Below are 20909 nucleotides of genomic sequence, written 5' to 3' on the forward strand. Positions count from 1 at the left end.
TAAAAATAGACGTTGTCGTCGAACCGCGGTGAGTGAAGCCCGGTTGCGCTGGGCACGCTTGGCCTGGGCGGGATATGGAGAACTCGTGACGCATGCAATTTCGGACCCGGCACCGGATTCGGCCGGCGATCCCTCGGAACGCGAGTTCGGGCAGGCCGGCATCGCGCTGTCGACCTATCGGTTCCCGACCGGCTGGTTCATCGTTGCCTTCGGCTCGGACCTGGCCGCCGGCGACGTCAAGCGGGCGCACTACTTCGGTGAGGAGCTCGTCATCTTCCGCACCGAGTCCGGCCGGGTGCACGTGATGGACGCCTACTGCCAGCACCTCGGCGCCAACCTCGCCGTCGGCGGCACGGTGGAAGGCGACAACATCGTCTGCCCGTGGCACGGCTGGCGCTGGCGTGGCGACGGCAGCAACGCGCTGATCCCGTACAGCAAGATCGGGTGCAAGAACAACGTCCGCATCCGCACCTACCCCAGCATGGAGTGGTACGGCTTCGTGCTCGCGTGGCACGAGCGGCACGGCCGGGCGCCGTACTGGCAGCCCCCGGTGCTCCCCGAACTGGAAACGAACGAGTACTACCCACTGCACCCGCACACGCAGATGATCAACCGGGTCAAGGTGCACCCGCAGATGATCATCGAGAACGCCGCCGACCCGTACCACGTGCAGTACGTGCACAAGGCCGCCAATCCCGCGACCACCGCGTCGTTCGAGGTGTCCGGTTACCACCTGCACGCGACCGTCAACGCCCATTTCGGCGGTGGCCGCGCGTCGACCTGGCTGACCCCCAACGGACCGGTCGACGCCAAGATCATCTACGACAACTACTCGCTGGGCCTGGGGGTCGTCCGCTTCCCCAGCGAACTGGTGGCCACGGTCCAGGTCACCGGGCAGACGCCGGTCGACGAGGACTACACCGATTACTTCTACACGCAGGCTTCCGTCCGCGAGCCCGGCGATACGCGCGACGTGCCGACCGGTCGCGCGGCCAAATTCCTGGGACTGCAGCAGGAAGTCATCAAACAAGACTTCTTCACCTGGGAGAACATGAAGTATCTGGAGAAGCCGAACCTGGCTCCCGAAGAGGCCCACGACTATGCCGCCCTGCGCCGCTGGGCGCACCGCTTCTACCCGGGCACGCAGCCGTCGCCGTCCGACTTCGGCTACACCGCCGACGGTCAGCCCGACCCGGCGGCCGCGAAAGCCTGATGCCCGGACCCGCCGACTTCGGCGTCGAAAGCTTCACCGTCGCGGCCGTGCTCGATCGGCGCGCCGAACAGCATCCCGACCGGGTGATGATGTCGATCGCCGGCGTCGACGTGACCTTCGAGCAGATGCGGCAGCGGTCGTGCGCCGCGGCGAACATGCTGGCGGAGTTGGGAGTCCACCGTGGAGACGGCGTGGCCATATTCGCCGGCACCTGCCCCGAATGGGTTTACTTCTGGTTGGGCGCGGCGCGCCTTGGCGCCGTGACCGCCGCCGTCAATGCCGCGAACAAGGGGGACTTCCTGCTGGACGCCCTACGGCTGTCGCGGGCGAGGGTCGTCCTGACCGATGCCGAGCGCCGGCCCCGGCTCGACGAGGTGGCCGGCGCGTTGGATCACGCGCCAACCGTGCTGGCGCAGGGCGATTCACTCGCATCGGCCTTGAGCCGAGACGCCGGCACACCGCCTGCCGGCGCCGCCGGCGCGTCGACGGACGTGGGCTGCCTCTTCTACACCTCGGGTACCACCGGGCCCTCGAAAGCGGTTGCCACGACCTGGCATTACCTGTTCACGGTGGCCGCGACGGTCGCGTCGGCCTGGGAATTGCGTGCGGGGGACGTGCTGTGGACGGCGATGCCGCTGTATCACCTTAGCGCGGCGCCCAGCGTGCTGGCCCCGATGCTGCTCGGCGCGACGACCGTGCTGGCCGGGGCTTTTCATCCCGGTCAGGTGTGGGACGAGGTGCGCGCCCGCGGCGCCGTCGGTTTCGCCGGCGCCGGCGCCATGGTCTCGATGCTGCGCAACCTGCCCGCGGATCCGCGTGATGCCCAGCTGCCGTTGCGGTTCATCTCCGCGGCTCCCATCGACGCCAAGCACTACCGGGACATCGAAAAGCGTTATGGCTGCCGCATTGTCACGATGTACGGGATGACCGAGGCGTTTCCGATCGCCGTCAAGGCCCTGGCCGACGACGGGGTACCCGGAACGTCGGGCCGGCCGAATCCTCATTTCGACGTGCGCCTTGTCGACGAGAACGGCGAACCGGTGCCCGCCGGCACGGTGGGGGAGATCGCCTGCCGACCGCGCCGCCCGCACGTGATGAGCGAGGGCTATGTCGGCCCGGGGTTGCGGGTGATTCCCCACGCGGAATGGTTTCGCACCGGCGATCTCGGCCGGTTCGACGGCGGGGGCAACCTGACCTACGTCGACCGCAGGAAGGATTCGCTGCGCCGGCGCGGCGAGAACGTCTCCTCGGTGGAAGTGGAAACCGTGGTCATGAACCATCCCGCCGTGGCCGAAGCCGCCGCCGTCGGGGTGCCCAGCCCATTGGGCGAAGATGACATCCTGGTCGTGGTGACGTTGCGGCCAGGGGCCACCTTGGATTACACCGAGCTGCTCGATTTCTGCGCGGCCCGGATGCCGTACTTCTGCGTGCCCCGATTCGTGGAGATCGTCAGCGAACTTCCGAAGAATGTCATCGGACGAATACGCAAAGACCTGTTGCGCGCGCGGGGGGTGACTCGGGAGGCGTGGGATCGTGAAGCTCAGGGCTATATCGTTAGCCGGTAAGTTACGTTAATGTTACGTAATCGTCGGCAAGTTACTTTACCGTTACATCCAACCGCTCGTTGGCAGTCGTTTCCCGGAAGAGGCTGGAGACCAAAATGACGATGTCCTATCAGGAACAGCAAATGCTCCTGGCCGCCGCCGGCCGCGCTGCCATCCTGGACCTGAACGCCCGGCACAACCGGGCATATTCCAAGGGCGACCGGGACCGCTGGATTGCCACGTTCCGTCATTCCGGCGCCACCTACACGCGTGACGGCGATACGTTCGACGACCTGCGCGCCGCCTTCGACGGCGGCGACGGGCAGCGCCTGGTGACGGTCGACCACGAGATCCGCATCGACGGGGTGAACGCCGTACAGCGTTGTGTTGTCGTGCTATTCGCCAGCATGTACGGCGACACCACCCTCCGCGCGACCGGGGTGTTCAAGGACACGCTGATCTACGAGCGCGGCGGCTGGTACTTCACCTCCCGCAAGCTGCAATGGGACTCGGTGCCCAGTAGGCACCCGCTCGTTATGTGAGCGGCGTGGACCCGGATCTCAGTTACCAGCTGGCCTTCGGCACCTATGAAGATGCGCTGCGGATGGTCGGCGCGACGAGCGAGCCGCGCATCGCGGCCACGGCCGTCAGCGGGGCGCGCATCCAGTTGTTCGCCGCAATGGTCCACGACGGCAATCGCTCCTACTGGGACGCCGAGTTCGCCCGCCGCAAATGGGGAGGCCTACTAGCGCCCCCGGCCCTGCTGATGGGCTGGTTGATCCCTCCGCCGTGGGAGCCGCAGGGCCGACCGCCGGCGGCATCCCTGGTGCTGCGGGTGCCGCTGCCGGGCACCACGTTCATCAACGCGGCCAACGATGTCGAGTTCCTGCAGCCCATCGTCGAAGGCGATCTGCTCACCGTCGTCGAGGAATTGCTGTCGGTGTCGCCGGAGAAGCGGACCCGCCTGGGCATAGGTCATTTCGTCGAGACGCTGGAGACCTATCAGCGCCAGGACGCGACGGTGGTCGCCACGTGCCGGAACACCCTGTTCCGCTTCACCCCCGCGGCGTCTTCGTGATCGCAGGCGAGCTGAGCTTCGACGAGATCGCCGTTCCCGTCGACCTGCCCGAGGTTGTCGACCACATCAGCTACCAGCGTGTGGTGGAGAACGCGGGCGCGACGTGGGATTACTTTCCGGGGCACTTCGATCCCGAATACGCGCAGCGCCAAGGCAATCCGACCATCTACGTCAACACGATGCACCTCGCCGGGTTCGCCGACCGCGTCGCGACCGACTGGGCGGGACCGGGCAGCCGCGTGGTGCGCCGCTCCCTACGGCTGGCGGGCTCGATATATGCCGGCGACACCATGATCGGCCGGGGCCGCGCGGTCGCCAAACGTCGGGACGCGTCGGTCGACCCGCCGCGCTGCCTCGTGGACATCGAGATCCAGGTGACCAATCAGCACGGTGCGCTGTGCTGCCCGGTCGAGCTCACTTTGCAGGTGCCCGAAAGTGGTTGAGCGTCAGCCGGATAGCGGCGGCAGCTGCCCTTTGCATACCAGCGTCTGGAGTTCTACGTATTCGTGGAGGCCTTCCGGGCCGAATTCGCGTCCGATACCCGACTGCTTGAAGCCGCCGAAGGGCGCGCCGATGTCGAGTGTGTACATGTTGATGCCGTACGTGCCGGTCCGCACCCCCGCCGCGATCTCCAACCCGTGTGCGATGTCGGAGGTCCACACCGAACCGGCCAAACCGTAGTCGCTCTCGTTGGCGATCCGGATTGCGTCGTCCTCGTCGTGATAACGCAGCACGGTCAGGACCGGACCGAAGATCTCCTCCCGGGCGATGCGCATGTCGTTGGTGGCGTCGGCGAACAGCGTCGGCTGCACATACCAGCCGCGGTCCGACGGGCTGTCCAGCCCGCCGAGCACCACGCGGGCGCCCTCGGCTTGACCGGACTTGATGTAGTCCTGGACACGCCGTTGTTGGCGTTGTGCGACAAGGGGTCCGATGTCGGTGGCGTCGTCGGCCGGATCTCCGACGTTGAGGGACGACATCATGTCTGCCAGCGCGTCGACGACCTCGTCGTGGCGCCGGTCGCTGACCAGGATCCGGGTCTGCGCGACGCACGCCTGGCCGTTGTTCATCAGGCCGGCGGTTTTCAACCCGGCTACCGTCTTGCCGATGTCGGCGTCGTCGAGGATGATCGCCGCCGACTTGCCGCCCAGTTCCAGGCTCACCCGCTTGAGCTGCTCGCCGCACAGGGCGGCGATGCGGCGCCCGACGGCGCTCGAGCCGGTGAACGCGATCTTGTCCACACCCCGGTGGCGCACCAGCGCCTCGCCGATCTCGGGTCCGCCGGGCAGCACCGAGACCACGCCCTCGGGAAGGTCCAGCTGCTCGATCATCTCCGCCAACCACAAAGCGTCCAAAGGGGTTTCGGGTGCGGGCTTGATGATGACCGTGCACCCCGCGATCAACGCCGGGATCAGTTTCGGCATGATCAAAAATTGCGGAACGTTCCACGGCACGATCGCGCCGACCACCCCGACCGGTGCCCTGCGCAGGTGCACTTCGCCGAGGACACCCTGGCGCCGTTCTTCCCACGGGAAGTCGCGTGCGGCGGCCAGCGCCAGATGGATGAGCGTCGCCGCGGCCGCCCCTTGTCCCATCCGGCTGAAGCTGCGCGGCGAGCCCATCTCGTCGGTGATCAGGTCGGCCATCTCCTCGATGTGGCCGGCATAGATCGCGGCCAACCGCTCGACCTTGGCCATCCGCTCGGCGTGGGTCATCCGCGGCCAGGGCCCGTGATCGAAGGCGTGTCGCGCCGAGGCGACGGCGGCGTCGACGTCCTCGGGCCCAGCCAACTGAACATGGCCGACCGGTTCTTCCGAGTGCGGCGAGATGACGGCGAGCTGTTGCGGGTTGGCGGGCTTGCGCCACTGCCCCCCGATGAAGAGTTCGTCGTAGGACCGGTGGCCGGCGGATTCTGTCATCCGGCACCTCCTCGAGGGTCGGGCGCAATGCGACAGGGACCGGGATTTCGCTATTGACGCTAACATAGCGAAAAAAGCAGCGAGGCTCATATGACCAGCGATTGGCGCAGTTACCCCTTCCAGTTGGTACCTGGCGACAGCCAGCTGGACTTCCCGGCCGCCGAGGGCGAGCATCCGGATCAGGAGTCGGACACCTGGTTCATCGCCGGGCAGCTGGAGGCCGCCGAGACCGACCGGTCTTTTGCCTTCCTGACCATCTTCAACAAGAACCGGCCCGGTGGCGCCGTGGTCGCCGACTTCTACACGATGGCGCTCTTCGATCTGGATTCCGGTGATTACGGCACCTACACGGATTACGACATGCCGCCGGCCAACATGGAACCTGGGGCGCAGCGCAAGCTGACGTTGGCGCCGGGTTTTCTGGACATCCATTACGCCAGCGGCGCAGGCACCGCGTCCTGGATCACCTGCCGCGACAACGAAGGTGAACTGCTGCCCTACACCTACCGCGTCAGCCTGGTCGGCGAGGACCAGGCGGGGCGGCCCATGCGCCTCGACCTGGCGGTAACCCCAACGCGCGCACCGACACCGGTGGGTGCGTCCACGTACAAGGGGAAGATCTGCTGCTTCGGCCAGACCGACACCTATTCGTATTTCCAGACCGGCATGGCGATGACGGGCACCCTGCGCTGGGGCGGCCTGGTCCACCAGGTTTCCGGGAGCAGCGGGCATATCGACCGGCAGTGGTTCCCGAAGTACGCCGGCGGTGGTGGGACCGGGGGAGACCCGCGGGCCCGGTCCCACGAATGGCGCACCATCAACTTCGACAACGGCGTGGACCTGAGCATCTGGCGGCAGTTCGACCGGACCAACCGCAATGCGCTGCAACCGTTTACGGGAGTGACGATGAGTCATCCCGATCCGGCCGTGCCGCCGGAATGCGCCGAGGACGTAGAGGTGGAGGTCAGCAGCTACGTGCGATGGCCGGACGCGGTGCAACCGCTGGTGCGGCCGAACGCCGCCGCCCGCTACATGCCGGACCGCCACAGGATCACCTGCCGCACCATGCAGCTCGACATCGTCGGGGAGCCGCTGGTGCCCGCTCCCGCGCACGGCCTGCCCATCGAATACATGGAGGGCCCGTACCGCTACCACGGAACACTATGGGGTGAACCCGTGACCGGCTTCGCCTTCAACGAACGCTCGCTGGCCCTGTACCGCGACTGGGAGCTGGTCGAGGTGCTCGCCACCAGCGTCGCGAACATGGAGCCGGCCGACCGGGACCTGCAGATGGCCGCGACCCTGCTGGTGCAGCTGCTGGCCCGTGGCCGCCGTAGCGAAGCGGTCAGGCTGTTGAGCACGGTGCGCCCGGCTCAAACCGACGCGCTGGCAACGCTGTTGGATGACCTCGTGGCGGTGTTGTCCGCCGAGGGGTCAACCCAGGGCAGCTGATCCGGCAAGCGCCTCCGCCCAGGCGTTGTGGCGATGCTGCAGCCCGGGTTCGTTGCGGCCGAACAGCAGGTGGTCCCTGGCGCCCGACTCGAGGTTGGTCTGCAGGTTCTCGACCAGCCGGTAATCCTCGTCGCGCACCGTGGCGTGCGCGTAGTCGAAGACGGCGTGCGCGCCAGCGGAAACGGATTCGTCGGAAAGGTCCAGCGGGGTGGAGTTCTGGTGCACGGTGATCGATCTTCCCGGCCGGTCCCCGGGGTAGATCCGGAACAGTTCGCCGTTGGCGATGGTCACCGACAGCACAATGTTGGGGAACAGCGCATAGATCACGACCAAGTTCTGGAACGGATTCCACTGCTCTTCGGGGACACCGTCCAGCTCCAGGATCGTGTTGAGCGGGAAGATCAACCGGTGGTGCGGTCCGAACGTGTCGAACACCGTGCAGTTGCTGCGGGCGATGGTGGCGAAGGTCTGCTGGTGCACGGTGGCGAAATGGTAGTTCTCCGAGAAGGTGTCGACCGCGAGCTTCCAATTGATCGGACAGTCGAGCACCTTCTCGCCCAGCGGCGACCACCGTCCGATGCCCCACGAATCGAGCTCGTCGGCCAGGGGCCCGAGGTGCGCGGCAACGTCCAGGGGTGCACCGGGATGCAATGCGACCCAGAGGAACCCGGCGAACTCGGCGGCCGGAAGTTCGGTCAGACCGTCCACCTTGACGGTCACGCCGCTGAATCCCTCGCGGCCGGGCAGGCCGACCAACCGTCCGTCGTTGTCGTACGTCCACGCGTGATACGGGCAAGTGAACCGCTTCGCGCTGCCGCAACCCGTGGCCACCTGCGACTGCCGGTGCAGGCAGACGTTGTCGAACGCTTTGACCGATCCATCGGCCGTCCGGGTCAACAGGATCGACCGCCCCATCACCGTCTTCGTGCAGTAGGTTCCCGGGCCGGGCAGCTCCGAGACGTACCCGACCAAGTGCGGGCTGGCCATCACCATGGCCCGCTCCCGGTCGTGGCGCTCGGCCGACGTGTAGGCGTGCGCCTCGACCCGGTGCTCGGCCGGGGCGAGATCGGTGGTCCTGTCGCGCGCCAGCTTCAAGGCGCGGCGGGTGAGGTCGATGAGTTGGTCGCGTTCCACCTGCCCAGTACAGACCTTGCGACAGTTGTAAGGTCAAGGCGTGCCTGACCAGTTGCTGATCGGCGACGTCACGGCCCTGACCGGGATCGCTTCCGGCCGCATCCGCCACTATGAAAAGGTCGGCTTGCTGCGCGCCGAGCACCTGTCCAACGGCTACCGGGTGTTCGGTGTGGAGCAGGTGCTCGACCTGCTGCGCATCGATCTGATGAGAAGTCTCGGCATCAGCATCAACGACATCCAGCGCCTGGTCGCCGACGGGCGCACCTCGCTGGCGGACGTGCTCGACGAGCACCGGGCGCTGTTGCTGCGTCAGCGCGACCGGCTGGATGAGTTGATCGCGGCCATCGACCGATCCCGGGTCGCGTCCCGCGCCGCCGCCGACTGCCCGGACGCCGACGTCAACGACGACATTCTGCGCACCCTGGCGACGACGCACCGCGACAGCATCGGCGTCATGGGGAGGCTCAGCGCGCCGCTGTCCGCGCCCGTCGCGACGATGTACGCCGACCTGTTCGACGAGTGGGATCTGCCGGTTCCGGCGCTGTTCGGGCAGATGGTCCTGCCGCCGGCGGCCACCACTCTGCTGGCACAACTGGCCGAGCTGTCGGGACGTCAGGTGCTGTTCGACCGGTTGCGCAACCTCGCCGGCGACGTGATCCGGTTGGGTGACGATCGGGTGGCGGCGACGGAGCTGGCCCGCAGCTGGGTCGACCGGCAGCTGGCCGACCCACTGCCCCACGACGTGGTCGGTGTGCTTCGCGCGGTGCAGCCGTCATTGGAACATGACCCGGTGATCGTGCAGGGATTCCGGGCCTGGGCCGGATCCATCAACCCGGCGGCCGCCGACTTCCTCGACGAGATCGCCCGTCAGACCGCTCACCGGGGCCTGGTGGCCGTGAGCGTGATCGTGCTGCCCGCGGCGACGCGGGCTCAAACCCGAGATGTGACACCGTGATGCAGATGTGACCAGTGTGGTCAATGTGTCGGGTGGTGTTCCTGTCGTACTCTGTCGCTTGTGTCATCGGTTTCGCGACGCGACCTACTGAAATGGGCGGCCGCGGGCCCGGCCTTGGCGGGCCTGGGTGTCGCGGTTGCGTCGCTGCGCCCGGCGCCCGCGTCGGCCTCGCTCGGCACCCTGCTGGACTACGCCGCCGGGGTCATCCCGGCCAGCCAGATCAGGGCCGCCGGCGCCGTGGGCTCGATCAGGTATGTGTCCGACCGGCGTCCGGGGGGCAACTGGATGCTGGGCAAGCCGATCCAGGTCGCCGAGGCACGTGACCTCAACAGCAACGGGCTGAAGATCGTCTCCTGCTACCAGTTCGGCAAGGGCGACACCGCCGACTGGCTGGGCGGGGCCAATGCCGGGCTCCAGCACGCGCAGCGGGGGATGCAACTGCACGCCGCCGCGGGTGGCCCGGCCAGCGCGCCGATCTACGCCTCGATCGACGACGACCCGTCCTATGACCAGTACAAACAGCTGATCGCGCCCTACCTGCGATCGTGGGAGTCGGTGATCGGGCATCAGCGCACAGGTGTGTACGCCAATTCGAAGACCATCGACTGGGCGCTGCACGACGGTCTGGGCTCTTACTTCTGGCAGCACAACTGGGGCTCGCCCAAGGGGTTCACCCACCCGGCCGTCCATCTGCATCAGGTCGAGATCGACAAACGCAGTGTCGGCGGGGTCGGGGTGGACATCAACGAGATCCTCAAACCGCAATTCGGGCAGTGGGTCTAGCGCTCCGGGTGCCTCGCCGCGTCTCGGTGGCCCGCGTCTCTTAATGATCCCAGCAAACACTCGTTCGCTCATTTTTCGGCCCGGCGGCCGCGATCGCGGACCGGACGACGCGACGCAGGAGGGCCCGACGTGGCTTCGCGGCTCGAAATTTTTACATAACGATTACATAACAAAACTGCTTTGATCAGCGCAGTTATAGCTACTCGACCGTAACCACCTGCATGCAGCAGGTTTGTTCGCCGCGCCCGCGCCGCCGATTAAACCCCGTGTTACCCACGACACGGTTACCCGTGCGTAGAACTCATCAGTAACCAATCACCACGAAAAACGGGGGTCGATCCTTATGACACTCTTAGTACAGCCGATGCAGTCCCCGCGCCGCTCAACCCACACGGGCGGTCCGCCGACAACACACCGGTCAGCCGTTTCCCGGCATTGATTCGACGCGGAATCGCCGAACCCGCCCGCCGGTGATGACCGGCCGAACGAACCGATACGTAAAGACGCATACAGGGAGACATAGAAGGTGACGATCCATGAGCACGACCGGGTGTCCGCTGATCGCGATGGAAATGGCCCTCATGCGTCAGCCGGGGAGACCCACGCTCTGGTCGACCGTCTGACGGCCGGCGAGCCGTACGCCGTTGCGTTCGGCGGCCAGGGCAGCGCCTGGCTGGAAACCCTCGAGGATCTGGTCTCGTCGGCCGGGATCGAATCGGACCTGGCAACGCTCGTGGGTGAGGTCGAGCTGCTGCTCGAGCCGGTGGCCAAGGAACTGGTCGTGGTGCGCCCGATCGGTTTCGAGCCGCTCGCATGGGTGCGCGCGCTGGCGGCCGAGGACCCGGTCCCGTCGGACAAGCACCTGACGTCGGCCGCGGTGTCGATCCCCGGCGTGCTGCTCACTCAGATCGCGGCGGTCCGCGCTTTGGCGCGCCAGGGCATGGACCTCAAGGCCACCCCGCCTGTCGCGGTCGCCGGGCACTCCCAAGGGGTGCTCGCCGTCGAGGCCCTCAAGGCGGCGGGCGCCCGCGACGCCGAGCTGCTGGCGATGGCCCAGCTGATCGGCGCGGCCGGGACGCTGGTCGCCCGCCGGCGCGGCATCTCCGTGCTCGGCGACCGCCCGCCCATGGTGTCGGTGACCAACGCCGACCCCGAGCGCATCAGCCGGCTGCTCGACGAGTTCGCGCAGGACGTCCGCACCGTGCTGCCGCCGGTGCTGTCCATCCGCAACGGCCGGCGCTCGGTCGTCATCACTGGCACGCCCGAACAGCTATCCCGGTTCGAGCTCTACTGCCAGCAGATCTCGGAGAAGGAAGAGGCCGATCGCAAGAACAAGCTGCGCGGTGGGGACGTCTTCTCGCCGGTCTTCGATCCGGTCCAGGTGGAGGTCGGCTTCCACACGCCGCGGCTGGCCGACGGCATCGACATCGTCGCCGGCTGGGCCGAGAAGGTGGGCCTGGATGTCGCCCTGGCCCGCGAGCTGACCGAAGCGATCCTGGTGCGACGGGTCGACTGGGTCGAGGAGATCAGCCGTGTGCACGAGGCCGGCGCACGCTGGATTCTCGACCTCGGTCCCGGTGACATCCTGACCCGGCTGACCGCGCCGGTCATCCGCGGACTGGGTGTCGGCATCGTTCCCGCCGCGACCCGCGGCGGGCAGCGCAACCTCTTCACCGTCGGGGCCGTCCCCGAGGTGGCGCGGGCGTGGTCGACCTACGCCCCGACCGTCGTTCGCCTGCCCGACGGCAGGGTCAAGCTTTCGACGAAGTTCACCCGGTTGACGGGCCGCTCGCCGATCCTGCTCGCCGGCATGACCCCGACCACCGTCGACGCCAAGATCGTCGCCGCCGCGGCCAACGCCGGGCACTGGGCCGAGCTGGCCGGCGGCGGGCAGGTCACCGAGGAGATCTTCGCCGGCCGCGTCGAGGAGCTCGCGACGCTGCTCGAGCCGGGCCGCACCTATCAGTTCAACGCGCTGTTCCTCGACCCGTACCTGTGGAAGCTGCAGGTCGGCGGAAAGCGGTTGGTGCAGAAGGCGCGTCAGTCGGGTGCGGCGATCGACGGCCTGGTGATCAGTGCCGGCATCCCCGATCTCGAGGAGGCCGTCGACCTGATCGAGGAGCTGAACGACGTCGGCATCAGTCACGTCGTGTTCAAGCCCGGCACGGTCGAGCAGATCCGCTCGGTCATCCGCATCGCCACCGAGGCGCCCACCAAGCCGGTGATCATGCACATCGAGGGTGGGCGCGCCGGTGGCCACCATTCGTGGGAAGACCTCGACGACCTGTTGCTGGCAACGTATTCGGAGCTGCGGTCGCGCCCGAATATCACGGTCTGCGTCGGCGGTGGTATCGGCACCCCCGAGCGCGCGACAGAGTATCTGTCCGGGCGGTGGGCGCAGGCATACGGCTTCCCGCTGATGCCGATCGACGGCATCCTGGTCGGCACCGCTGCGATGGCGACCAAGGAGGCCACCACCTCGCCGTCGGTCAAGCGGATGCTGGTCGAGACCCAAGGCACCGACCAGTGGGTCGGCGCCGGAAAAGCCTTGAACGGCATGGCTTCCAGCCGCAGCCAGCTCGGCGCCGACATCCACGAGATCGACAACAGCGCGTCGCGCTGCGGCCGCCTCCTCGACGAGGTCGCCGGCGACGCGGACGCCGTCGCCGAGCGTCGCGACGAGATCATCGCGGCGATGGCGAACACCGCCAAGCCATACTTCGGCGACGTCGCCGACATGACCTACCTGCAGTGGTTGCAGCGCTACGTGGAGCTGGCCATCGGGGAGGGCAACTCCACCGCCGACACCGCCGCGCCCGGCAGCCCGTGGCTCGCCGACACCTGGCGTGACCGCTTCCAGCAGATGCTGCAGCGCGCCGAAGCCCGTTTGCACGCAAGCGATTCCGGCCCGATCGCGACGCTGTTCGACGACGCGGCGCTGCTGGAGAGTCCGCAGCAGGCCATCGCCACGCTGCTCGCCGAATACCCGGACGCGCAAGCGGTGCAACTGCACCCGGCCGACGTCCCCTTCTTCGTCACGCTGTGCAAGACGCCGGGCAAGCCGGTCAACTTCGTACCGGTCATCGACAAGGACGTGCGGCGCTGGTGGCGAAGCGATTCGCTGTGGCAGGCCCACGACGCCCGCTATGACGCCGACCAGGTGTGCATCATCCCGGGTACCGCTGCGGTCGCCGGCATCACCCGGATGGACGAACCCGTCGGTGAACTGCTGGACCGCTTCGAGCAGGCCGCCATCGACGAGGTGCTGTCGTCCAGCGGGCAGCCCCGCGCCGTCGCGTCGCGCCGGATGGGTCGCCCCGACGTGACCGGACCGCTGGCTGTCGTACTCGACGCCCCGGATGTGCAGTGGGCCGGCCGCACCGCGATCAACCCGGTCCACCGGATCGCCGACCCCGCCGATTGGCTCGTGCACGAGGGCTCTGAAGGGCCCGAAAGTCGCCGCGCCACACACTCGTCCACCGGAGCGCGGCTCGGGGTCGACGGTAACCGGGTGGTGCTGAGCGTTCCGGTATCGGGGACCTGGATCGACATCCCGTTCGCCCTGCCCGCCAACACCATTGACGGCGGCACCCCGGTGGTGTCCACCGAGGACGCCGCCACGGCCATGCGGGCGGTGCTGGCGATCGCCGCCGGCGTCGACGGGCCGGAATTCCTGCCGGCGGTCGTCGACGGGACGGCCACCGTGACGGTGGACTGGGATCCCGAGCGCGTCGCCGACCACACCGGTGTCACGGCCACCTTCTCCGAGCCGCTGGCGCCCGGCCTCACCACCGTGCCCGACGCGCTCGTTGGTCTGTGCTGGCCCGCGGTCTTCGCGGCGATCGGCTCGGCGGTTACCGACACCGGCGTCCCCGTCGTCGAGGGCCTGCTCAGTCTGGTGCACCTCGACCACGCCGCCCACGTGGTCGGCGCGCTGCCCAAGGTCCCGGCCGAATTGGCAATCACCGCAACGGCTTCGGCGGCGATCGACACCGACATGGGCCGTGTCGTGCGCGTCGCGGTCACGATCGCCGACGGCGACGGCGCGACGATCGCCAATCTCGACGAGCGGTTCGCGATCCTGGGGCGCACCGGCTCCGCCGAACTCACCGAGCCGGTGCGGGCCGGCGGCGCGGTGTCGGAGAACGCGACGGACACCCCGCGTCGTCGTCGACGTGACGTCCGGCTGACCGCCCCGGTCGACATGCGGCCGTTCGCCGTGGTGTCCGGTGACCACAACCCGATCCACACCGACCGGGCGGCCGCCCTGCTCGCCGGCCTGGAATCGCCCATCGTGCACGGCATGTGGCTGTCGGCCGCCGCGCAGCACGCGGTGACGGCCACCGACGGCCAGGCCCGGCCCCCGGCCCGGCTGGTCGGCTGGACCGCGCGTTTCCTGGGCATGGTGCGTCCCGGTGACGAGGTCGATTTCCGCGTCGAGCGCGTCGGGATCGACCAGGGCGCAGAGGTTTTGGACGTGTCCGCCCGCATCGGGTCCGATCTGGTGATGTCGGCGACGGCGCGCCTGGCCTCCCCGCACACGGTGTATGCCTTCCCCGGTCAGGGGATTCAGCACAAGGGCATGGGCATGGACGTCCGCGCCCGCTCCAAGGCCGCCCGCAAAGTGTGGGACAAGGCGGACAAGTTCACCCGCGACACGCTGGGCTTCTCGGTGCTGCACGTGGTGCGCGACAACCCGACCAGCATCATCGCCAGCGGTGTGCACTACAACCACCCCGAGGGCGTGCTGTACCTGACGCAGTTCACCCAAGTCGCGATGGCGACCGTGGCGGCGGCGCAGGTCGCCGAGATGCGCGAGCAGGGCGCCTTCGTCGAGGATGCGATCGCCTGCGGCCACTCGGTCGGGGAGTACACGGCCCTGGCCTGCGTGACCGGCATCTACGAGCTGGAAGCGTTGCTGGAGACGGTGTTCCACCGCGGCTCCAAGATGCACGACATCGTCCCGCGCGACGAGCTGGGCCGCTCCAACTACCGGCTGGCGGCGATCCGACCCTCGCAGATCGACCTGCCGGACGACGAGGTGCCCGCGTTCGTCGCCGGAATCGCCGAGCGCACAGGTGAGTTCCTGGAGATCGTGAACTTCAACCTGCGCGGCTCGCAGTATGCGATCGCCGGCACGGTGCGCGGCCTCGAGGAGCTGGAAGCCGAGGTGGAGCGGCGTCGCGAGCTCACCGGCGGGAAGCGGTCGTTCATTCTGGTGCCGGGCATCGACGTGCCGTTCCATTCCCGGGTGCTGCGCGTCGGGGTCGCGGAGTTCCGCCGCTCACTGGAACGGGTCATGCCGCGCGACAAGGATCCCGACGTCATCATCGGGCGCTACATCCCGAACCTGGTGCCGCGTCCGTTCACCCTGGACCGCGACTTCATCCAGGAGATTCGGGATCTGGTGCCCGCCGAGCCGCTCGATGCGATCCTCGCCGACTATGACACCTGGCTGACCGAGCGCCGCAACGAGATGGCGCGCATCGTCTTGATCGAACTGCTGGCTTGGCAGTTCGCCAGCCCGGTGCGCTGGATCGAAACCCAGGACCTGCTGTTCACCGAGGAGGCCGCGGGCGGTCTGGGCGTGGAGCGGTTCGTCGAGATCGGCGTGAAGTCGGCGCCGACCGTCGCCGGGCTGGCCACCAACACCCTCAAGTTGCCCGAATATGCCCACAGCACAGTCGAAGTGCTCAACGCTGAGCGCGACGCCGCAGTGCTGTTCGCCACCGACACCGATCCCGAGCCGGAGCCGGAGGAGGCCGCGGTTGATTCCGCGGCCGCCGCCGCGGACGGTGCGCCCTCGTCTGATGTCGCCCCGGCCGTCGCTGCCGCTCCCGCCACTGCTCCGTCGGGTGCTCCGCGTCCCGACGACATCGGTTTCGACGCCGCCGACGCCACCCTGGCGCTGATCGCGCTGTCGGCCAAGATGCGCATCGACCAGATCGAGGAGCTGGACTCCATCGAGTCCATCACCGACGGGGCCTCGTCGCGGCGCAACCAGCTGCTGGTGGACCTCGGTTCGGAGCTGAACCTGGGCGCCATCGACGGCGCCGCCGAGGCCGACCTTGCCGGGCTGCGGTCGCAGGTGACCAAGCTGGCGCGCACGTACAAACCTTTCGGCCCAGTGCTTTCCGATGCGATCAACGACCAGCTGCGCACGGTGCTGGGGCCCTCGGGCAAGCGGCCGGCCGCCATCGCCGAGCGGGTCAAGAAGACCTGGGAGCTCGGCGACGGTTGGGCCAAGCACGTCACGGTCGAAGTGGCGCTGGGAACCCGCGAGGGCACCAGTGTGCGCGGCGGCGCCATCGGCCACCTGCACGAGGGCGCGTTGGCCGACGCCGCCTCCGTCGACAAGGTCATCGACGCCGCGGTGACCTCGGTCGCCGCGCGCCGCGGCATCGCGGTGGCGCTGCCGTCGTCGGGCGGCGGTGGCGGTGCGACGGTCGACGCGGCCGCGTTGAGCGAATTCACCGACCAGATCACCGGTCGCGACGGCGTGCTCGCCTCGGCGGCCCGCCTGATCCTCAACCAGTTGGGCCACGACGATCCCGTCAGCGCCATCCCGACGGCCACGGACGCCGAGCTCATCGATCTGGTCACCGCCGAACTCGGCGCGGACTGGCCGCGTCTGGTGGCGCCAGTGTTCGACGCCAAGAAGGCCGTCGTGTTCGACGACCGGTGGGCGAGCGCGCGTGAGGACCTGGTCAAGCTCTGGCTGACCGACGAGGGCGACATCGACGCGCAGTGGCAGGGCCTGTCCGAAAGGTTCGAGGGCGCAGGCCACGTCGTGGCCACCCAGGCCACCTGGTGGCAGGGCAAGTCGCTGGCGGCCGGTCGACAGATTCACGCGTCGCTGTACGGCCGCATCGCCGCGGGCGCGGAGAACCCCGACCCGGGCCAATACAGCAACGAGGTCGCTGTGGTGACGGGCGCGTCGAAGGGTTCGATCGCGGCGTCGGTGGTCGCGCGGCTGCTCGACGGTGGAGCCACCGTCATCGCCACCACATCGAAGCTCGACGAGGAGCGGCTGGCGTTCTACCGCGGGCTGTATCGGGATCACGCCCGCTACGGCGCGGCGCTATGGGTGGTCGCCGCCAACATGGCGTCCTACTCCGACATCGACGCGCTTGCCGAATGGATTGGTACTGAGCAGACCGAAAGCCTTGGGCCGCAATCCATTCACATCAAGGACGCGCAGACCCCCACGCTGCTGTTCCCGTTCGCGGCGCCCCGGGTGGCCGGCGACCTCTCGGAGGCCGGTTCGCGCTCCGAGATGGAGATGAAGGTGCTGCTGTGGGCGGTGCAGCGGCTGATCGGCGGGCTGTCCAAGATCGGCGCCGAGCGCGACATCGCATCGCGGCTGCACGTGGTGCTGCCCGGCTCGCCCAACCGCGGAATGTTCGGCGGTGACGGCGCATACGGCGAAGCCAAGTCGGCGCTGGACGCGTTGGTGACCCGTTGGCACGCCGAATCCTCCTGGGCCTCCCGGGTCAGCCTGGCGCACGCGCTGATCGGCTGGACCCGCGGGACCGGGCTGATGGGACACAACGACGCCATCGTCGACGCCGTCGAGGAAGCCGGGGTCACCACCTACTCCACCGACGAGATGGCGGCCATGCTGCTGGGCCTGTGCGACGTCGAGTCGAAGGTCGCGGCGGCCGGCGCGCCGATCAGGGCGGACCTCACCGGCGGTCTCGGCGAAGCCAACCTGGACATGGCCGAGCTGGCCGCGAAAGCCCGCGAGCAGGCCACGTCGGGCGAGCAGACAACGGAAGACGGTGCGCCCGAGGGCACCATCGCCGCGCTGCCGTCCCCGCCCCGCGGCTTCACCCCAGCACCCCCGCCGGAATGGGCAGACCTCGACGTCGACCCGGCCGACCTGGTGGTCATCGTCGGTGGCGCCGAGATCGGGCCCTACGGTTCGTCGCGCACCCGGTTCGAGATGGAAGTTGACAACGAACTGTCGGCGGCGGGCGTCCTGGAGCTCGCCTGGACCACGGGACTGATCCGCTGGGAGGACGACCCGCAACCCGGTTGGTACGACACGAAATCCGGCGATCTGGTCGACGAGGCCGAGCTGGTGGAGCGTTACCACGACGTCGTCGTGGAGCGGGTGGGCATTCGCGAATTCGTCGATGACGGCGCGATCGACCCCGATCACGCGTCGCCGCTGCTGGTGTCGGTGTTCCTGGACAAGGACTTCACCTTCGTCGTCTCCTCGGAGGCCGACGCTCGCGGGTTCGTCGAATTCGATCCGGAGCACACCGTCATTCGGCCGGTTCCTGATTCGAGCGACTGGCAGGTCACGCGCAAGGCCGGCACCGAGATCCGGGTACCGCGCAAGACCAAGCTGTCGCGGGTCGTCGGCGCACAGATCCCCACCGGATTCGATCCGACCGTGTACGGCATCAGCCAGGACATGGCCAGCTCTACCGACCGGGTGGCGCTGTGGAACATTGTCGCGACCGTCGATGCGTTCCTGTCGTCGGGATTCACCCCCACCGAGCTGATGCGGTGGGTCCACCCGGGCCTGGTCGCCAGCACCCAGGGCACCGGCATGGGCGGGATGACTTCGATGCAGACCATGTATCACGGCAACCTGCTTGGCCGGAACAAGCCGAACGACATCCTGCAGGAAGTCCTGCCGAATGTCGTTGCCGCGCACGTCATTCAGAGCTATGTGGGCAGCTACGGCGCGATGATCCACCCGGTCGGCGCATGCGCGACCGCGGCGGTATCGGTCGAGGAGGGCGTCGACAAGATCCGCCTCGGCAAGGCCGAACTGGTCGTCACCGGCGGCTTCGACGACCTGACGCTGGAAGCGATCATCGGCTTCGGTGACATGGCGGCCACGGCTGACACCTCCATGATGCGCGGCCGGGGCATTCACGATTCGAAGTTCTCCCGGCCCAACGACCGGCGGCGCCTTGGATTCGTCGAGGCGCAGGGCGGCGGCACCATCCTGCTCGCCCGCGGCGACCTGGCGCTCAAGATGGGTCTGCCGGTCCTGGCTGTGGTGGCCTACGCGCAGTCGTTCGCCGACGGCGTGCACACCTCGATCCCGGCCCCCGGTCTGGGCGCACTGGGTGCCGGCCGCGGCGGCAGGGATTCGGCGTTGGCGCGCTCGCTGGCCAAGCTCGGCGTCGGCGCCGACGACATCGCGGTGATCTCCAAGCACGACACGTCCACGCTGGCGAACGATCCCAACGAGACTGAGCTGCACGAGCGGCTGGCCGACTCGCTGGGCCGCTCGGAGGGCGCCCCGCTGTTCGTGGTGTCGCAGAAGAGCCTCACCGGCCACGCCAAGGGCGGCGCGGCCGTCTTCCAGATGATGGGCCTGTGCCAGATGCTGCGCGACGGGGTGATCCCGCCCAACCGCAGCCTCGACTGCGTCGACGACGAGCTCGCCGGGTCGGCCCACTTCGTGTGGGTGCGTGAGACGCTGCGGCTGGGCGAGAAGTTCCCGCTCAAAGCGGGGATGCTGACCAGCCTCGGGTTCGGCCACGTGTCCGGACTGGTGGCGCTGGTGCACCCGCAGGCCTTCATCGCCACGCTCAACCCCGAGCAGCGCGCGGACTACCAGAAGCGCGCGGAGGCGCGGCTGCTGGCCGGTCAGCGCCGGTTGGCCTCGGCCATCGCCGGGGGCGCGCCGATGTACGAGCGGCCACCGGACCGTCGCTTCGACCACGACGTACCGGAGAAGCGGCAGGAGGCGGCGATGCTGCTGAACCCGGCGTCCCGGCTGGGCGGGGGCGACGCCTACGAGGTTCCCGCCGGATGACGTCGTCGCCTTATTGCCCGGCTTGCCCCCGCAAGCGGGAGGTGCCCCCACCTCGCTCCGCGGCGCGGACCGCATCGTCGCCGGGCGAGACCGTCCGTTAGCCTGGCGTCCCATGGGAATTGTCGGTGTGGGGATCGACGTCGTCTCCATCCCTGATTTCGCCGAGCAGGTCGACCAGCCGGGAACCGTCTTCTCCGAGACCTTCACGCCCGGTGAGCGTCGCGACGCCTCGGACAAGAGTTCCTCGGCCGCGCGCCACCTGGCGGCGCGCTGGGCGGCCAAGGAGGCGGTGATCAAGGCGTGGTCGGGATCGCGGTTCGCGCAGCGGCCCGTGCTGCCCGAGGACATCCACCGCGACATCGAGGTGGTCACCGACATGTGGGGGCGGCCGCGGGTGCGGCTGAGCGGCGACATCGCCAAACACCTGGCCGACGTGACGATTCACGTATCGCTGACGCACGAGGGGGACACCGCCGCCGCGGTGGCGATCCTGGAGACGACCTGAGCGTTGCCGAGCGGCCGTGTTTGTACACAACACGCCGGTAAACGGTGACATGTGGGGACGTTCGCCGGGAGGGTCCGCCGGCCGCGCGACTAGCCTCGAGGTCATGAGTGATCTTGTGGAGCGCGTCCGCGAGGTGTTGCCGTCGGTGCGCCGCGACCTCGAAGACCTGGTGCGCATCGAATCGGTGTGGGCCGACCCGGGTCGGCGCGACCAGGTGCACCGCAGCGCGCGGGCGGTGGCGGACCTGTTGTCTCAGGCCGGATTTGGCGATGTGCAGATCGTCAGCGAGGACGGCGCCCCTGCGGTCATCGCGCGGCATCCCGCGCCGCCGGGCGCGCCGACCGTGCTGCTGTACGCCCACCACGACGTGCAGCCCGAAGGCGATGCCGGCCAGTGGGCGTCGCCGCCCTTCGTACCCACCGAACGCGGTGGCCGGCTTTATGGCCGTGGCAGCGCCGACGACAAGGCCGGCATCGCAACGCATTTGGCGGCGTTCCGGGCGCACGGCGGGCAGCCGCCGGTCGGCGTGACCGTCTTCGTCG

At 68.4% G+C, this 20909-nt stretch carries 13 protein-coding genes; 11 read left to right on the top strand and 2 right to left on the bottom strand.

Annotated features, from left to right (window positions below):
• Window positions 1-85 precede the first annotated feature (85 nt).
• The 5 genes from A5713_RS16855 to A5713_RS16875 all read left to right on the top strand — a co-directional run bounded on the left by A5713_RS16855 (window position 86) and on the right by A5713_RS16875 (window position 4278).
• Window positions 86-1213 (top strand): aromatic ring-hydroxylating dioxygenase subunit alpha, encoded by a 1128-nt coding sequence (locus A5713_RS16855; RefSeq protein WP_156751916.1) that lies wholly within the window; start codon window positions 86-88, stop codon window positions 1211-1213.
• The gene (locus A5713_RS16860; RefSeq protein ID WP_068097327.1) at window positions 1213-2778 is read left to right on the top strand and encodes an AMP-binding protein; all 1566 of its coding nucleotides are present in this window, start codon (window positions 1213-1215) and stop codon (window positions 2776-2778) included. The genes A5713_RS16855 and A5713_RS16860 overlap by 1 nt, the downstream gene beginning before the upstream one ends.
• 95 nt (window positions 2779-2873) lie before the next feature.
• Window positions 2874-3299, top strand: a complete 426-nt coding sequence (locus A5713_RS16865) for a nuclear transport factor 2 family protein (RefSeq protein WP_067916601.1) — start codon at window positions 2874-2876, stop codon at window positions 3297-3299.
• Window positions 3300-3361: 62 nt separating this feature from the next.
• Complete coding sequence (locus A5713_RS16870) at window positions 3362-3835, top strand: MaoC family dehydratase N-terminal domain-containing protein (protein ID WP_197516390.1); 474 nt, start codon at window positions 3362-3364, stop codon at window positions 3833-3835.
• Complete coding sequence (locus A5713_RS16875) at window positions 3832-4278, top strand: MaoC family dehydratase (RefSeq protein ID WP_369804483.1); 447 nt, start codon at window positions 3832-3834, stop codon at window positions 4276-4278. The genes A5713_RS16870 and A5713_RS16875 overlap by 4 nt, the downstream gene beginning before the upstream one ends.
• Window positions 4279-4281: 3 nt before the next feature.
• Here the strand turns inward: A5713_RS16875 and A5713_RS16880 are convergent, their stop codons facing one another.
• Window positions 4282-5754, bottom strand: coding sequence for an aldehyde dehydrogenase (locus A5713_RS16880; protein ID WP_068097330.1), 1473 nt, complete (start codon window positions 5752-5754; stop codon window positions 4282-4284).
• 90 nt (window positions 5755-5844) lie between these two features.
• On the opposite strand from A5713_RS16880, the gene A5713_RS16885 reads away from it, so the two are divergent.
• Window positions 5845-7206, top strand: a complete 1362-nt coding sequence (locus tag A5713_RS16885; RefSeq protein ID WP_068097333.1) for a secreted hydrolase — start codon at window positions 5845-5847, stop codon at window positions 7204-7206.
• Here A5713_RS16885 and A5713_RS16890 read toward each other — a convergent pair.
• The gene (locus A5713_RS16890; protein WP_068097336.1) at window positions 7189-8340 is read right to left on the bottom strand and encodes an aromatic ring-hydroxylating dioxygenase subunit alpha; all 1152 of its coding nucleotides are present in this window, start codon (window positions 8338-8340) and stop codon (window positions 7189-7191) included. The two genes, A5713_RS16885 and A5713_RS16890, sit on opposite strands and share 18 nt — an antisense overlap.
• Before the next feature lie 40 nt (window positions 8341-8380).
• Between A5713_RS16890 and A5713_RS16895 the strand changes: the two genes are divergently transcribed.
• From A5713_RS16895 to A5713_RS16915, 5 genes are all read left to right on the top strand, one after another.
• Window positions 8381-9295: a MerR family transcriptional regulator gene (locus A5713_RS16895; protein WP_068097339.1), complete on the top strand. Its 915-nt coding sequence runs from the start codon at window positions 8381-8383 to the stop codon at window positions 9293-9295.
• A 60-nt stretch (window positions 9296-9355) separates the two neighbouring features.
• Window positions 9356-10078, top strand: coding sequence for a DUF1906 domain-containing protein (locus tag A5713_RS16900; protein ID WP_068097342.1), 723 nt, complete (start codon window positions 9356-9358; stop codon window positions 10076-10078).
• A 526-nt stretch (window positions 10079-10604) separates the two neighbouring features.
• Complete coding sequence (locus tag A5713_RS16905; protein ID WP_068097345.1) at window positions 10605-19862, top strand: type I polyketide synthase; 9258 nt, start codon at window positions 10605-10607, stop codon at window positions 19860-19862.
• Window positions 19863-19974: 112 nt separating this feature from the next.
• Window positions 19975-20367 (top strand): holo-ACP synthase, encoded by a 393-nt coding sequence (locus tag A5713_RS16910; RefSeq protein WP_065444533.1) that lies wholly within the window; start codon window positions 19975-19977, stop codon window positions 20365-20367.
• A 103-nt stretch (window positions 20368-20470) separates the two neighbouring features.
• The coding region (locus tag A5713_RS16915) for a M20/M25/M40 family metallo-hydrolase (protein WP_156751917.1) at window positions 20471-20909 on the top strand (439 nt) is incomplete at its 3' end.

Source organism: Mycobacterium sp. E2497, from assembly GCF_001668695.1.
Lineage (GTDB): Bacteria > Actinomycetota > Actinomycetes > Mycobacteriales > Mycobacteriaceae > Mycobacterium.